Raw genomic sequence first — 15,833 nt, forward strand, 5'->3', positions numbered from 1 at the left:
TAGTAGGATTCACAATTGACGATTCACCATTCACAAGAAAATGATGTGAATGGTCAATTTTGCTTCGCAAGTCAATAGTCAATGATCGGCTGGTAGTAGGATTCACAATTGACGATTCACCTTTCACAAGAAAATGATGTGAATGGTCAATTTTGCTTCGCAAGTCAATAGTGAATGATGGACCGCTAGTAAAATTCACAATTCACGATTGACAATTAACTCCAAATAACCAACTAAACTCAAAAAATATGATTCCAAAAACAATGAAAGCCGCTGTAGTTCAGGGCTACGGGCAACCACTCAAAATAGAAGAAGTTCCGGTAAAAGTACCCGGAAGATATGAAGTATTGGTCAAGGTAATCGCCTGTGGAGTATGCCATACGGATTTACATGCTGTAGATGGCGACTGGCCGGCAAAACCCAAAATGCCCCTGATTCCCGGACATGAAGGCGTAGGAATCGTAGTGGCCTGCGGACCGGAAGCACAGGTGAAAGAAGGTGATGCTGTAGGAGTTCCGTGGCTGTACAGTGCCTGCGGATGCTGTGACTACTGTATTACCGGTTGGGAAACATTGTGTGAAGCTCAGAAAAATGGTGGCTACAGTGTAGATGGAGGATTTGCAGAATACGTTATTGCAGATTCCAGGTATGTAGGGCATCTAAAATCTGATGTCAACTTTTTGGAAATTGCACCTATTTTATGCGCAGGAGTAACCGTTTATAAAGGGTTGAAAGAAACCGAAACAAAACCCGGGGAATGGGTCGCCATCTCTGGAATAGGAGGATTGGGACATGTGGCGGTTCAGTATGCCAAAGCGATGGGAATGCATGTGGCAGCTATTGATGTCGCGGATGATAAACTAGAACTTGCAAAAAAATTAGGAGCAGACCTTGTAGTGAATGCAAAAACTACAGATCCCGGACAGTATTTACATAAAGAAGTCGGAGGAATGCACGGTGCACTCATTACAGCCGTTTCCCCGATTGCTTTCAAACAGGGAATAGATGTGTTGAGAAGAAAAGGAACCATTGCCCTCAACGGACTTCCTCCCGGTTCTTTTGAACTGCCAATCTTCGAAACCGTATTAAAGAGAATAACCGTGAGAGGATCTATTGTCGGAACAAGGAAAGATCTTCAGGAAGCGCTGGATTTCGCCAACGAAGGCCTTGTAAAAGCAACGGTAACCTCTGCAAAACTGGAAGATATCAATGATGTTTTTGATAAAATGAAGAAAGGACAGATAGACGGCAGAATCGTTCTCGATATTGCCGGCTCAAATTAAATAATGGATTAATGTGTCCGGCAAAATGATCTGCCGGACTTTTTTATTCCTGATATGACAGTGTATATGAAAATATTTACTGTCTAAATATTTGATGGCAAGGAAAAATCTGCGTCATTTGTGTAATCTGCAAGAATACAAATCTGATGAGTTTCATCAACTGCATTTTTCAGCATGACAGCAGTATACAATTTTTATCGGAGATAAAAATCTTTGCGCCTTAAAAACAGATTGAAGAAAAAAATAGCGCCCTTGCAAAAAAAAAAATATACGGAAGAACCGTTAATCAAATCTTCGTACCTTAATACAAACAAACCCGTTTAATTAAAAGAAAAAAAAATGGAAACCACTATATCCAGATTATCAGCAACAGAAAAAGCACTTGATGTCATTTATCAGCTGGAAGATAAATACGGTGCACTGATGTTTTACCAGGCAGGCGGATGCTGTGAAGGGACCCAGCCGCAATGCTTTGAGAAAGGCGGATTTTTTCCCCGGATGAATGATGCCATGATTGGAACCATCAACGGCCATGAATTCTGGATAGACCGCGATTTATTCGAATACTGGAAATATTCTCATTTCACATTGGACGTTACAGACGGCTTCGGGCCGGGAGGATTTTCTCTCGAAACCCCTTTGGGAAAAACATTCAAAGTTAATTACAGACTCTTCACCAAAGAAGAATATGAAAATCTGGAACCTGTAAAGCGCAGTGAGTAAAATGGGCAAAGGCCGATATTCTTTGATAGGATAGCTTGTGAAAACCATAGTGAAATCAAACATAACATTGAAAAACAATCGGGTAAAAAATGACTCTTACCCTTTTTTGTAATGTCTGACGTCTGATTTTTCTATCTTGATTCTTGGTTCTTTATTCTTTTCCCATCACACCTTGACAAATCGATTCACAAACATCGCTGCCACAATATCTCCTACAGCATTCAAAACAGTTGCTAAAGGATCTACCAATGTTCCAATGATCATCACAGCAGGAATTGCTTCCTGTGGTAATTTATATACCGAAATCATCAGCATTTCCCCAATATATCCACCGTTTGGAATTCCGCCGGCTACAATGCTTACAAACACTGTGATTCCTAAAGCAAGCAATAAATTGGCCGGATCAAAAAAATCTTTTCCAATAATCAGAAAAGCAACATATATCTTGATAATGGATGACATGGAAGAGCCATTCTTATGCAGCGTGGTTCCGATAGGGATTACCAGGTTCGCTATAGAATTCGGAATGCCGATTTTAGAGGCGGCCTGAAGATTAGCTGGCATTGTGGCAAAGCTGCTGCAGGTGCTCAGGGCAGTTAGAGTAGGGTATACTGCATTCGTCCAGAAACTTTTGATTCCCTTTTGCCCGTCTGCCATAAAAGCGTACAGTGAAAAGAAGACAAAGAAATAAACGATTCCTGCGATATAATAAAGACCTAATGGTCTAGCATAAAATCCAAAAAGTTGTGGCCCCAGTGTAGCTACCTGATAAGCAAAATAAGCTCCAAGACCAATAGGAGCAAGCTTCATAATCAATAGAAGAAGTTCCTTCATCACCTCATATCCTGAAGCGATAAAAAGTCTGAACGGCTGACCTTTTTCTCCTGACTTTCGCGCTGCAAACCCAGTCATGAAAGCGAAAATTAATAGAGCCAGCATATTTTGCCTTGAAAAAAGCTGCGTAAATTCTCCAACAGTAAAGAAACTGACAATCCTGTTCCCCCAGCTGTCTTCACTGGCAGCTTCAGAAATTAGTTCCGAACTGCCTGAAACTCCTGAAACAGGAAATACATAAACGGCACAAATTGTAAAAACTGCCGCCGTTAAAATAAAGAACAGAAAAGTGAAGGACATCACCAGAATGATTTTTCCAAACTTAGACTGCTGTTCCAGGGAAGCAATAGAATTGGAAACGGCAAAAAACACCAGTGGTACTACACTCACAAAAAGAAGGTTCAGGAAGATATCACCCAGTGGCTTGATATAATCCACAATATCCGGAGCAGTAATACCTATAATGCTTCCCGCAACAATTCCTAATAGTAAAAGTATAATTCCTGAGTAGTTGTTCAGTACCTCTTTCATTCAACGCTTTTTATCAAAGATAAGTTATTTTTTTAGTGTAAAATAAATAATGAATGCACCGATATCAGATTTTTTGAGGTTAAAAGTAATAAGTATGAAATCAAAGTATTATTCCTGTTCTGGTGAAATTTTATTATGAATTGATGTGTTTTGTAATATTATTTTAATTTTTAATTATCTATTTTATTATTTTATTAATAACCTTTAGTTTGTTTTGTTGTTTATTTGGTAAAATTAATTTGTTTTATTTGAATTATTTTTAATACTTTGGCTCCTGTTTAATTTAAAACAAATACACATTATGAAAAACAAAAACAAAATTTCGTTACTGATGATCATTGCCCTGTTCGCTACAAGTTGTAATACGGATAGAACAAGTGATTTAAAAGAAGAGAATGAAACAGCTGCATTAAAAAGTTCAGTTTCTTCCGATTCTTCGAAGCCCATTCAGGGACAGTACATCGTTGTCTTAAAAGACGGTGTTCTAAATGCAAACGGCCTTGGAGTTGCCAAAAGTACAGGCGGTGATAAAGAAAGCTATGAGAGAAACAACAGCGTACTGTTAAGCAAGTTGAGAAGTAATGCAGAAGGTTTGAAACTGGGCATTGACAATCAGAAAATATCCAATGTTTTTGGCTACGCCCTGGAGGGTTTTGTTGCTAAAAATCTTACGGATGCTGATGTGGAGCTTCTTAAAAAAGACAGTAGAGTACAAAGCATTGATCAGGATTATTTGATCACATTAGGTAAGCCGATAGAAGAAACAGTTGCTTCTAAAGCTGTTACCGGACAGGAAACTCCTTGGGGAATCACCAGAATAGGAGGTGCTGGAAATGGTGCCGGAAAAACCGCCTGGGTAATTGATACGGGAATTGATCTGGATCACCCTGATCTTAATGTAGATACGCAGAGAAGTATTTCTTTTGCAGGAGATAATAATCCTGATGACGGAAACGGACACGGAACCCATGTTGCAGGAACTATTGCGGCAATTAATAATGATATAGGAGTTGTTGGTGTTGCTGCAGGAGCCAAAGTGGTTGCATTGAAAGTTCTGAATAATAACGGGGAGGGAGACTTTTCATGGTCTGTTTCTGCTTTGGACTATGTATATGCTAATGCTTCAGTAAATGATGTAGTTAATATGAGCTTAGGTCCAAAAGCACCTTACAGGCATACAGCCACAGACAATGCTCTTTTAAAAGTGGCTCAAAAAGGGATTAAGGTAGCGGTAGCTGCAGGAAATTCTTATGATAATGCAAATTTATATTCACCTGCCGCTGTTAATCATGCTAATATTTACACAATTTCTGCAATAGCGCCCGGAGACTTTTGGGCCTATTTTTCTAATTATGGTACCTGTGTAGATTATGCTGCTCCGGGATACAATGTAAAATCAACATGGCCAAATGGCGGATATAATACAGTCAGTGGAACGTCCATGGCGTCACCTCATGCAGCGGGAGTCCTGTTATTAGGAAACCCAACACCGGATGGTACTGTGAAAGCCGCTTATTGGCAATACAGTTATGGCTTTTTAACTAATGGAACGTATGGTAAATATTATACCGGTAACTATGGAGCTACAAATAGTTATTCATCTGCGGACAACCGTTATGATAATGACGGTACAAATGACAAGATTATTCACAGATAATTCCTTACAGATTTATTATATAACGGGCTATCTCATTTTTGAGATAGCCTTTTGATTTTCAGAGATAAATTTCATAAATTTGAGTAAACCTCATTTCTATGGCTTATATAGATTACTATAAAACTTTAGGCGTAGATAAAAGCGCAACTCAGGATGATATCAAAAAAGCTTACCGAAAGCTGGCAAGAAAATTACATCCTGATCTCAATCCGGACGATAAAGAATCCGAAAAGAAATTCAAGGAACTGAATGAAGCGAATGAAGTCCTCAGCAATCCCGAAAATCGGGCTAAGTACGACAAGTACGGTGAAAACTGGAAACATGGCGAAGAATATGAAAAAGCACAACAGCAGCAATGGCAATACCAGCAGCAGAACTATGGCGGTGGCGGAGGGTTTTCCGGTGCTGACTTCGGCGAAGGTGAAGATTTTTCAGATTTTTTCCAGAGTATGTTTGGCGGAGCAGGTGGTGGCTTTGGGAAAAGCTCAAGAGGAAGTTCTTCCGGGAAATTCAAAGGACAGGACGTGAATGCTGAACTGAATTTAAATTTAAAAGATGCTGCACAGACTCATCCGCAGACTTTTGAGATCAATGGTAAGAAGGTAAGAATTACGATTCCTGCAGGTGTGTACGATGGTCAGCAGATCAAACTGAAAGGTCACGGAAGTCCCGGATTTAATGGAGGCCCAAATGGAGATCTCTACATCACATTCAATATTCCGGTAGATCCCAATTTTGAAAGAGTCGGGGATGATCTGAAAACAAAAGTATCCATTGATCTGTATACTGCTCTTTTGGGAGGTGACGTAAAAGTGAATACACTGGACGGAAGTGTCAACCTTAAAGTAAAACCTGAAACGCAAAACGGAACAATGGTAAGACTGAAAGGAAAAGGTTTCCCGGTGTATAAAAAAGAAGGCCAGTCCGGAGATCTTTTCGTGACCTACGAGGTGAAACTGCCGACAGATCTTACGGACAAGCAGAAAGAACTTTTTGAACAACTTAAAAATTCCTAAGCCATGAGTGAAAGAATATCGCGAGAAGAACTCGTAAAAATATACAATATAGAGATCACTTTTTTTGATGAACTGGTGGATATTGGTTTACTGAATATAGAAACAGAGAATGAAGTCCGGTATTTGTTATATGAAGATCTACCCGTTTTCGAAAGATTTACCAACTGGCATTACGATCTGGAAATCAATCTTCCGGGGTTGGAAGTTATTAGTGATATGCTCCGCAAAATGGAAGATTTAAAACGCAGAAACCGTGATCTGATGAATAAACTTTCTGCAATAAATGACCAATATGAAGATATTTAATTTAGTTTTGTACATCTTTAAAACAAACTAAATATTTCTAAAAAATGAATGGAGAGAAAGTCATTAAATTACATGTAAACAGAAAGGATTTTGAAGAAATTTATTTCAGCGGCAATCAGGGAAGTTTATTTTTTTCACAGACGACCAAAGGAAAAACCGTTACCACGATAGTTGTAGGATTAATTCTATTGATTTTATTCTTTTTTAAAGATGATTTAAGCAAAGAAAAATTTGGAATCCTATATTTTGTCAGCTTTTTATTTCTGCTGTGTACAGTGTATCTTTCTTTGAGCATCAATAAAGTTTCCCGCTGGAAAAAAGAAGTGAACAGATATTTAAAGTCTCTGGAGGATTCTGAAATGTATGAGATCAGATTTAATGATGAGATTTTTAACGTGAATCTCAATCATCAGGAGGAATTAAGTAAATGGGAAGATTTTAAGTATTTTGATGCCAACGATGAATTTATTTCATTAGAAGGAAAGTTCAATTATATGTTCCCAAAGAAATCCATGAGCAAAGCAGATTATGATACGCTCAAACAGATAGCAAAGAGAAATATCAAACCATAAAAAAAATCAGAGCAACTGCTCTGATTTTCTATTGATATAAAAAGGATTTACTTCCTGTCTTTGATTAATCTAACCAACCCATTTCCTTCATCCACTCATCATTGTAGACTTTTCCTACATATCTTGATCCGTGGTCATGGAAAAGGACTACGATCACATCATCTTTCGTAAACTGATCTTTCATCTGGATGAGCGAAGCAATTGCGCTTCCCGCAGAATATCCACAGAAAATCCCTTCTTCCTTAGCCAGTTTTCTTGCATAAACAGCACCGTCTTTATCCGTTACTTTTTCGAAATGATCAATAACAGACATATCATAGTTCTCAGGAATAATATCTTCCCCGATTCCTTCTGTAATGTAGGTATAAGCATGATCATAGTGAAGTTCACCCGTCTCATGGAATTCCTTCAGGATAGAACCGTAGGTATCAACACCTATTACTTTAATATTTGGATTTTTCTCCTTAAAGAATGTTCCGCAACCGGTCACAGTACCTCCCGTTCCGGCACCTGCCACAAAATGGGTAAGCTTTCCTTCCGTTTGTTCCCAGATTTCAGGAGCTGTAGATTCGTAGTGAGCTGTTCTGTTGGATAAGTTGTCATATTGGTTCACATACCATCCGTTTTCTGTTTCTTTAGCCAGTCTTTTAGACACTGAGTAATAAGAACGCGGATCTGTAGGCTTCACATCGGTAGGGCAGACAATAACTTCCGCACCTACAGCACGAAGGATGTCACATTTCTCCTTAGACTGCTTGGAATTGGTTACAAAGATACATTTGTAGCCTTTGATGATGGCTGCAAGTGCCAGTCCCATTCCTGTATTTCCTGAAGTTCCCTCAATAATGGTCCCTCCTGGCTTTAATCTGCCGTCTTTTTCGGCATCTTCTATCATTTTAAGAGCCATTCTGTCCTTTACGGAATTCCCTGGATTGAATGTTTCTACTTTTGCTAAAACTAATGCAGGAAAGTCTTCTCCTAATACTTTGTTAAGTTTTACAAGAGGTGTATTCCCTATCGTTTCAAGAATATTTTTTGCGTATTTCATAAATGTTTTATAAGCGGTGCAAAGATAATGCTTTAAAATTTAGCTGCGTAAATTAAAGATTATGATTTATAAAGTCAATGGACAACGGTTACTGGTGAATTTTATTAACGAAAGGCCTTTTAAATAGCATTGTGAATGGTGAAAAGTCAATAGTGAATTTTTTCACGACAATAAAATTAATTACTGTCATTCATCATTGACTATTCACAATTGACCATTGACAATTAGCCATTGCTAGTTATACTTAATCGCTTTCACCGGAGAAATCTTACTGATCAGGTAGCTCGGAATAATCAGGGCCAGCCCCGAAATAATAAGAATTCCTACTGAAATAGAAATGATAGCTATCGGATTTAAATCTACCGGAACCGTGCTTACATAATAGTTTTCGGGATTAAGTTTAATAATACCGAAGAATTTCTGAAGTAAAATAAGGCCAAGACCAATAGCGTTTCCGTACAGAAGTCCCGGAATCATAATGATCAGAGTATAGTTGATGAAAGTCGCTCTGATCTGTGAATTGCTTGCTCCCAAAGTCTTTAAAAGACCGATAGAATTGGTTCTTTCAATGATCAGAATCAGAAGAACCATGATGATATTGATCACCACAACAATTAGCATGATAATGATAATCAAGGCGATATTGGTATCGAAAATACTGATCCAGTCGTTGATTTGCGGAAATTTATCTGTTGCTTTTTCGGCGTAATTTTTATAGCCGATCAGTTTTTCAATGTCCGGAAAATCTTTGTCGATATCATTGACGTTTTTAAAGAATATATCGATACCCCCTATTTCATCAGGTTTCATTTCCTGAATTTTTCTCACATGATTGATTCCGCCGATGACGAACTGTTCATCAATCATCTTGATATCCGTTTTATAGATCCCGATAATTCTGAATTTACGGTAGATCGGTTTCTGATCAGCTTTTGAAAATACGGTAACAATGCTGTCGTTTACTTTAAGGTGAAGGTCATTAGCAATCTTCTGTGAGATGGTTACATCATTGTTATATCCTTTTTCCGTTACTTTTGGAGTGGTTCCGGCTACAAGAAATTTTTTGAATCTGAGGCTGTCGAAATCTTTTCCGATTCCTTTAAATATAATCCCCGAAAAATTGTGCTCATTACGCATGATTCCGGTTACCGTAGCATACCGCTGAACACTTTCCACATCAGGAAGTTCTTTAATCTTTTGAATATTCAATCCCTGATTGTCGAGAACGGAAGTATTGTACGAAGAATTTGATCTTGTAGATCGTATCGTAATGTGTCCGCTGAAATCTGCCAGTCTCTCTTTGATGGCTTTCTTCGAACCGAAGCCCGTAGATACAGTAATCAGAGAAACAATGATCCCCAAAGCTACAGAAAGCCTGCCGATGAAGATGATCACTCTTGAAAGGTTATTTTTGTTATCTTTGGAAAACGCTATTTTTCTAGAGAAATATAAAGGAAATTTCAAGCTTATGAATTTAGATTTCAAAATTAAAAATTTACTTCTGATTTGCCTAATTTTTTTAGGAGTATTCAACCAATATTATTCTCAGGTTCAAGTAAAACCGGATTTTAAAACCGGAGCAGATCAATCTGAACTTTATCTGCCTCTGTTGAAAAATAAAACGATAGGTGTCGTAACCAACCAAACCGGGTTGATGAGTGATAAAAATCATGTCGTAGATTTTTTAGTTAAAAACAATATTAAAATCAAAGCGATATTCGCTCCTGAACATGGCTTCAGAGGAGATGCAGATGCCGGTGAGAAAGTGAAAAACGGAGTAGATACCAAAACAGGAATCCCGATTATTTCTCTATACGGAAACAATAAAAAACCAAAACCCGAACAGTTAAAAGGAATTGATATTGTCGTTTTTGATATTCAGGATGTAGGGGTGAGGTTCTATACTTATATTTCAACCTTAGCTTATTTAATGGAGGCCGGAGCTGAAAATAATGTAGAAATAATGGTGCTGGATCGCCCGAATCCGCATGATGGCTACACAGACGGGCCGGTTTTAAATAAGAAATGGTCAAGTTTTGTGGGAATGCATGAAGTTCCTGTAGTCTATGGACTAACGATAGGAGAGTACGGGAAAATGGTGAATGGCGAAAAGTGGCTGAAAAATGGAGTTCAGGCAAAATATACGCTGATTCCTATGAAAAATTACCACAAAAAACAGCGTTATCCGATCTTGGATAAACCTTCCCCGAATCTACCGAACGATAAATCAATCAATTTATATCCAAGCTTATGTTTCTTTGAGGGGACTCAGGTTTCAGTAGGAAGAGGAACCAATCTTCCCTTTCAGATCTACGGATCTCCATGGACACAGGGATTACCTTACCAGTTTACACCAAAACCTAATTTTGGAGCAAAAGATCCTTTCCTGAACGGGAAATTGTGCTACGGTGAAAATCTTTCAGCCTACTCGAAAGACCTGAGAGAACTGAATCTTGATTGGTTGATTAAATCTTATAAAAGCTATAAAAATCCGCAACAGGGATTCTTCCTTGAAAACCTGTTCTTTGATAAACTGGCCGGAACCGATGAGTTCAGAAAACAGATTATAGCCGGAAAATCTATCCAGGAAATTAAAGCTTCATGGAAAAACGGCCTGGAAAAATTTGAAAAGATTCGTACAAAGTACGTTATGTATCAGGACTAATTAAAAAGTCAATTGTGAATTTGGCTTCGCCAGTCAATGGTGAATCTATATTTCAAAAATTCACTGGCGAAGCCAAATTCACAATTCACACTTCACTTTTTATCAGTCGAAATTCTGCGGAGGGTTCTTATCGTTCTTGCCTTTATTAAGAATGAAAAGCCCCAGGGATAATCCTATAACTCCGGCAAAAGCTGTCATCAAAGCTCTTTCAAGCTTATCAGGCAGATCATTTCCAATATAATTCATTAAAAAAAGAATTATAAAAGTGATCACTGAAATGATAATATGATTTTTTCCGAACAGTTTCATGATGTTATTTTAGTTTATAAGAGATCATAATACCTCCTCTGTATGGGATGATTTCCCCGCTTTTATTATATTTTTTAGCGACATCATAGCGGTCTCCTGATACACGGTCGTAGCCTTTATAGAAATCCTGTGAAGAACCTATGGATCCATAAATGTCCATGTTCAGACGGTCAGACAGTCTGAATTGATACCCTGCAGTAATACCTAATATATAGGAATACCCTTTTTGGTATAGGTTAGATGTGATAAAAGTTCTGCCAAACTCATCAGTGGTTGGGCTGTCAGACCAATAACTCCATTTTTGAGCATTGAAAGCAGCAACTGCTATATTGGCCCCAAGGTAGAAACCTTTGAATGCCTGATTAAAATAATACCTTCCTTCAGCAGACAGTGAGTAGTACTGCATTTCATGTCCGGCAAAAGATTTCCATGGAGAAACCAGAACATCACCCTGCAGGGTAATTTTTGATGTTAATTGTTTTTCAACACCCACGTTGATCACTCCTATTGGAGCTAAAAGTGCATTTCCTTTAATGTACAGACTTTTTTCCTGTTCCTGAGCCGTAAGGGTTCCTACAGCAAGGAGCGCGATAGAGGTAGTAAGAAATTTGTGTTTCAGCATTATTTTATTTGTTTCAGTAATTCTTCTGCGAGTTTGGAATCTTTTCCAGTCTGAGCTGCCATATTTCTGGACATTTCAGCATAGTTTTGGGCCATTTCCTTCTTCCCGGTCAGGAAATATAGCTTTGCAAGAATATACGTGTTTTCCGGTGTTTCGCCTCGCATCACAGATTTTTCAGCCCATTCCGCGGCTTTCTTTAATGATGCTGGATTTTTGATGTGATCACCGAATACCCATGCTGCTCTAAGCAGTTCATTAGGCTCAAATGCATCGGAATTGTTGTAATACTCTAACGCCGCTTTTTCAAATTCAGGAAAATTGGCATTTTGCTCGTAGTAACTGAGTTTCGTCTGGTTTAGTTTAGATTGAGCGAGTTGTTTTCCTACTAATGGCTCGGCCGTTTTCATGAAATACTCCTCGTTGATTCTCTTGTTTTTATCATCAATAGATTGCTCTACGATTTTTGATAGCTTAAGTTGATTGTCAAATTCGTTATAGGTTTCTTCAGGCAGATATTTGATGATGTCAGCTTTTCTGGATGTAAATGTGCTGTAGTTTTTGTCTTCAGTAGATTTTACAAAGAATAATAGAAGGCCTATTTCATCTTTCGAAATTTCTTCTGTCTTCTTTTTGTTTTCAAAATACCGCTCGGAAGCTTTTTTAGCAAAATCATAATCTGAAGAAGAATTCAGTCTCATAATATTGGTAAGGAATTCCGGATCTTTTTCTCCTTTGGCAAAACGCTCTTTTAAAGAACCTTTTGAATTCCCTGGCGAATTGATGTCCTGAGCCATAGCGACAAACATACTTTCCTCCATATATCCGGTATTTTGGGAAACCAGTTCACCTTCACCATTCAGGAAAAGGTAAGTAGGATAGGAGCGCACTCCATATTTGGCTGCTATTTCTCTTCCTTCGCCTTTCTCCATATCGAATCGGGCATTCACAAAGTTGGCATTGAAATAATCTCCGACAGATTTTTTAGTAAATACGTTCTTTTCCATCATTTTGCACGGTCCACACCATGTGGTATAGGCATCCACGAAAACAAGTTTCTTTTCTTTTTTTGCCTTTGCGATGACGTCTTTGAACGGTAATTCCTGAAACTGTATAGCTTCCTGAGCCATGATAACGGCCGAGCAGAAAACAAATACCCCGGAGATGATCTTCTTCATTTTCAAATTAGATTTGTAGGCGAAGATAGTTATTTTCCAAATTATAGACGATGATTTTATGCCGGAAGGCTCTATATTAACGAATTTTAAGACTGCCGGGATTTCCTTAAAATAAAATAAACAGGCCGAAACCTGTTTACTGTTTTTTATACTTTTAAAATCAATAGCTCATTAAGAAACAGCTTCCACCGCTTCCTTGATCAGTTCTGTGATTTCCTTTGGATGTGTGGCCAATGAAGCGTGGCTGGCGTCGAGATGGATGATTTTCTTAGCATTCATTCTTTCTGCCATTTCCTTTTCCGTAGCAGGTGGGATCATTCTGTCATTATCAGAAACCTGATACCAGCTTGGTTTTGTTTTCCATGCAGGTTCTCCGGCTTCAGCAGCGAAAATGCTTCCGTGAATAGGTTTTTGAGATAAAGACATCACCACTGAATCTTCAGGGTTCAGATCCTGAGCAAAGCTTTCATGGAATTTGTCATACTTAATCCATAAAAATCCTTTTTCATCCGGAACGATATTCGCTCCTCCGGCAGGCTGTTCTCTACGTCCGAAAATACTTCCTAAGCTTTCTCCTTTATCTGGTGCAAAGGCAGCAATATAAACCAATCCTACTACCTTATCATGATTTCCGGCCCCGGAAATTACTGCACCTCCGTAAGAATGTCCTACCAAAAGTACTTTTCCTTCCTGTAAGTCAATCAGATCTTTTGTTTTCTGAATGTCTTCATCCATAGAAGTCAATGGATTCTGAACACTGCGTACTTTGTAGCCTTCGCTGTGAAGATTTTCAATAACGTGTCTCCAGTGAGATCCGTCTCCCCAGGCTCCGTGAACTAAAATAATTGTTACATTTTTGTTTTCCATATTTTTATTCTTTACATTTTGTATCACAAATTTAGGAGTATACTTTCTAAAAAATGTTCACTTTAGTTAACGTTTTAAAGTTCTGTTCCGGATTCTGCTTAACGATTGTGGTTTTACTCCGAGGTAGCTTGCAATATGTTTCTGGGCGACCAATTGAAAGATCTTGGGATTCTCTGTCAGCAGGTTGTTATACCGTCTTTCAGGAGAATAATAGAGAAGTTCTTCGATTCTTTTTTTGGCATTCAGATAAATCACTTCCGTCATTTTTCTCCCAAATTCCTGCCAGTAAGCATCTTTTTTATAAAGTTTCTGAAGATCATCTTTATGCAGTAAAAGGACTTCCGAATCTTTAACCGCTTTGATATTCATCTTTGATCTGGTATGACAAAGAATGCTCTCATAATCCGTGAAAAAATAATTATCAAAATGAAAATTGAAATTCACATCCTCGCCGCCTTCATTAATATAGAATGTTCGCATAAAACCACTTTTGAGAAAACCCAGATACTGGCATTCTTCACCTTCTTTCAAGAAAAAATCAGTTTTTTTGTAAACGGTTTCATGTAAATAGCTGCAGAATTCTTCATAGTGCTCTTCGCCTACCAGAAACAGAGGGCCATATTTAGAATATTCATTAAGAATGTTTTTCATATTGTCAAGTGATGGTGTAATAGTATGTCTGAATATTTTAAGTAAAACCCACATACTTCAGAACTAAATTATTAAAAACTTAGCGAAAATCAGAATATAGTACATGAATACGTAGAAAATAATATGCTAAACTTTTGTAAAATAGTGATTTGGGAGACAGTAATTGTCAATGGTGAACTGTCAATTGTGAATTTTACTAGCGGTCTATTATTGCCTATTGACTTGCGGAGCAAAATTGACTTTTCAAATTAAAATGTATTGTGAGTGAATTTGCTTTAAAATAATATCTATTTTTGTCGCAACACTATTAATCTTCATTCACTTAACAAAATACTGAAGCTTTTCTATGCTTTTTCTGTCCGGAGTTTTTCTAGCCTTCTTCTTAGCTTTTCTTTTGATTACAAAGAAAAATAAAAGTGCTGCAGATCTTCTTTTATCAGCGTGGCTTTTGGCTGTCGGACTGAATCTTGCAGGGCATTATATGCTTCTCACGAATCAGTATACCTATTATCCGTCGTTTGTCTTTTTTGGATTTTCACTTCCTTTGGTATATGGTCCGTTTTTATATCTGTATATCAAAAGACAGACTTCTCCCAAACCGTTTTCGTGGAAATATCTGCTGCATTTTGTACCGCTTATTGTGTGTAATCTTTTATTTCTGTCATTTTATATGGCTCCGTTTACAGAAAGGGTGGAAATATTCAAACATCACGGAAGAGAGTTTGAGACGGAAATGTTTCTGAAACTGTATTCCATTTATCTTTCGGGAATTGTTTACGTAGTTCTTTCGTTCTCGGCTCTTTATCGTTTCAGGAAAAATATGGTCCAGCAGTTTTCCAACACAGAAAAAATTAACTTTAACTGGCTGCTGTATCTTATTATTTGGATTGCTGTGATTTGGGGACTTGTGCTCTTTACTGAACAGGTGAATGTTATTTATGGGGCGGTAACCATATTTATTCTGTGGTTGGGCTATTTTGGGATTAAGCAGGTTCAGGTGTTTAATCAGTCGGCGTCTGTTTTAGTGGGTAGTCCTGTAAATTCAGACCTTATTTTTGAAAATAATAACGAAGAAGAAGCGATAGTTTTAACTGAAAAGAAATACCAGAAATCAAGTTTGACGGAAGAAAATATTGATGATATTCATGTAAGGTTAATAAATCTTTTGAATCGTGAAAAGCCGTTTATCAATCCGAATCTTACACTGAATGAGCTTGCAACCATGCTGAATGCCCATCCGAATTATCTTTCACAAGTGATCAATTCTAAAGAAGGAAAAAACTTCTACGAGCTCATCAATGAAAAAAGGATAGAGGAATTTCTAAACAGAATTTCACAACCTGAAAGCAGACAGTATACATTACTTTCCATCGCTTTTGAATGCGGGTTTAATTCCAAGACATCTTTCAACCGTAATTTCAAGAAATATACGGGAGTTACTCCCAGTGAGTACCAGAAAACTCCCTGATCTGAGGGTTCAACTTTCAGGGGAAAGGTTTCATGTTTCATAAGTGTTTTTAAATCAAAAGATTACTTGGATTATTTTATTTGTCCCAACCTTCCTGTTGGGGCGA

Annotated in this window: 16 protein-coding genes; 8 read left to right on the top strand and 8 right to left on the bottom strand. The window is 37.8% G+C overall.

Translation table 11 applies throughout. The features are described 5' to 3' along the window. Positions 1–248: 248 nt before the first annotated feature. Together adhP and IW22_RS17065 are read left to right on the top strand one after the other, a co-directional pair. Positions 249–1,283: an alcohol dehydrogenase AdhP gene (adhP, locus tag IW22_RS17060; RefSeq protein ID WP_034728785.1), complete on the top strand. Its 1,035-nt coding sequence runs from the start codon at positions 249–251 to the stop codon at positions 1,281–1,283. Between the two features lie 339 nt (positions 1,284–1,622). Then, positions 1,623–2,006 carry a DUF779 domain-containing protein gene (locus IW22_RS17065; protein ID WP_034728787.1) on the top strand — a complete coding sequence of 128 codons (384 nt, stop codon included), beginning with the start codon at positions 1,623–1,625 and terminating at the stop codon, positions 2,004–2,006. 165 nt (positions 2,007–2,171) lie between these two features. Here IW22_RS17065 and IW22_RS17070 read toward each other — a convergent pair whose 3' ends face one another. Beyond that, positions 2,172–3,371 (bottom strand): dicarboxylate/amino acid:cation symporter, encoded by a 1,200-nt coding sequence (locus tag IW22_RS17070; protein ID WP_034728789.1) that lies wholly within the window; start codon positions 3,369–3,371, stop codon positions 2,172–2,174. A 301-nt stretch (positions 3,372–3,672) separates the two neighbouring features. Between IW22_RS17070 and IW22_RS17075 the strand changes: the two genes are divergently transcribed. The 4 genes from IW22_RS17075 (at position 3,673) to IW22_RS17090 (ending at position 6,922) form a co-directional block, all read left to right on the top strand. Further along, positions 3,673–5,028, top strand: a complete 1,356-nt coding sequence (locus IW22_RS17075) for a S8 family serine peptidase (protein ID WP_051891278.1) — start codon at positions 3,673–3,675, stop codon at positions 5,026–5,028. A 98-nt stretch (positions 5,029–5,126) separates the two neighbouring features. After that, on the top strand, positions 5,127–6,044 hold the full coding sequence (locus IW22_RS17080; protein ID WP_034728791.1) for a DnaJ C-terminal domain-containing protein: 918 nt from the start codon (positions 5,127–5,129) through the stop codon (positions 6,042–6,044). A gap of 3 nt (positions 6,045–6,047) precedes the next feature. Further along, positions 6,048–6,350, top strand: coding sequence for a chaperone modulator CbpM (locus tag IW22_RS17085; RefSeq protein ID WP_034728793.1), 303 nt, complete (start codon positions 6,048–6,050; stop codon positions 6,348–6,350). Between the two features lie 44 nt (positions 6,351–6,394). Continuing rightward, positions 6,395–6,922 (top strand): hypothetical protein, encoded by a 528-nt coding sequence (locus tag IW22_RS17090; RefSeq protein ID WP_034728795.1) that lies wholly within the window; start codon positions 6,395–6,397, stop codon positions 6,920–6,922. 64 nt (positions 6,923–6,986) lie between these two features. Here IW22_RS17090 and IW22_RS17095 read toward each other — a convergent pair whose 3' ends face one another. Further along, positions 6,987–7,970 (bottom strand): PLP-dependent cysteine synthase family protein, encoded by a 984-nt coding sequence (locus IW22_RS17095; protein ID WP_034728797.1) that lies wholly within the window; start codon positions 7,968–7,970, stop codon positions 6,987–6,989. Between the two features lie 234 nt (positions 7,971–8,204). Further along, positions 8,205–9,434 (bottom strand): ABC transporter permease, encoded by a 1,230-nt coding sequence (locus tag IW22_RS17100; protein ID WP_034728798.1) that lies wholly within the window; start codon positions 9,432–9,434, stop codon positions 8,205–8,207. Positions 9,435–9,438: 4 nt separating this feature from the next. Between IW22_RS17100 and IW22_RS17105 the strand changes: the two genes are divergently transcribed. Beyond that, positions 9,439–10,635, top strand: a complete 1,197-nt coding sequence (locus IW22_RS17105) for an exo-beta-N-acetylmuramidase NamZ domain-containing protein (protein ID WP_034729123.1) — start codon at positions 9,439–9,441, stop codon at positions 10,633–10,635. A 102-nt stretch (positions 10,636–10,737) separates the two neighbouring features. Here the strand turns inward: IW22_RS17105 and IW22_RS17110 are convergent, their stop codons facing one another. From IW22_RS17110 to IW22_RS17130, 5 genes are all read right to left on the bottom strand, one after another. Beyond that, a complete protein-coding gene (locus tag IW22_RS17110) occupies positions 10,738–10,944 on the bottom strand; it encodes a hypothetical protein (RefSeq protein ID WP_034728799.1) in 207 nt (68 codons plus the stop codon). A 4-nt stretch (positions 10,945–10,948) separates the two neighbouring features. Further along, complete coding sequence (locus tag IW22_RS17115; protein WP_034728800.1) at positions 10,949–11,566, bottom strand: DUF3575 domain-containing protein; 618 nt, start codon at positions 11,564–11,566, stop codon at positions 10,949–10,951. Continuing rightward, positions 11,566–12,741, bottom strand: coding sequence for a thioredoxin family protein (locus IW22_RS17120; RefSeq protein ID WP_034728801.1), 1,176 nt, complete (start codon positions 12,739–12,741; stop codon positions 11,566–11,568). The genes IW22_RS17115 and IW22_RS17120 overlap by 1 nt, the downstream gene beginning before the upstream one ends. A gap of 171 nt (positions 12,742–12,912) precedes the next feature. Further along, on the bottom strand, positions 12,913–13,608 hold the full coding sequence (locus IW22_RS17125) for an alpha/beta hydrolase (RefSeq protein WP_034728802.1): 696 nt from the start codon (positions 13,606–13,608) through the stop codon (positions 12,913–12,915). A gap of 66 nt (positions 13,609–13,674) precedes the next feature. Then, on the bottom strand, positions 13,675–14,259 hold the full coding sequence (locus IW22_RS17130; RefSeq protein WP_034729126.1) for a Crp/Fnr family transcriptional regulator: 585 nt from the start codon (positions 14,257–14,259) through the stop codon (positions 13,675–13,677). A gap of 346 nt (positions 14,260–14,605) precedes the next feature. Here IW22_RS17130 and IW22_RS17135 point away from each other — a divergent pair, with 346 nt between their 5' ends. Further along, positions 14,606–15,727 (top strand): helix-turn-helix domain-containing protein, encoded by a 1,122-nt coding sequence (locus tag IW22_RS17135; RefSeq protein ID WP_034728803.1) that lies wholly within the window; start codon positions 14,606–14,608, stop codon positions 15,725–15,727. Positions 15,728–15,833 lie beyond the last annotated feature (106 nt).

The sequence above is a fragment of the Chryseobacterium sp. JM1 genome, from assembly GCF_000737715.1.
Lineage (GTDB): Bacteria > Bacteroidota > Bacteroidia > Flavobacteriales > Weeksellaceae > Chryseobacterium.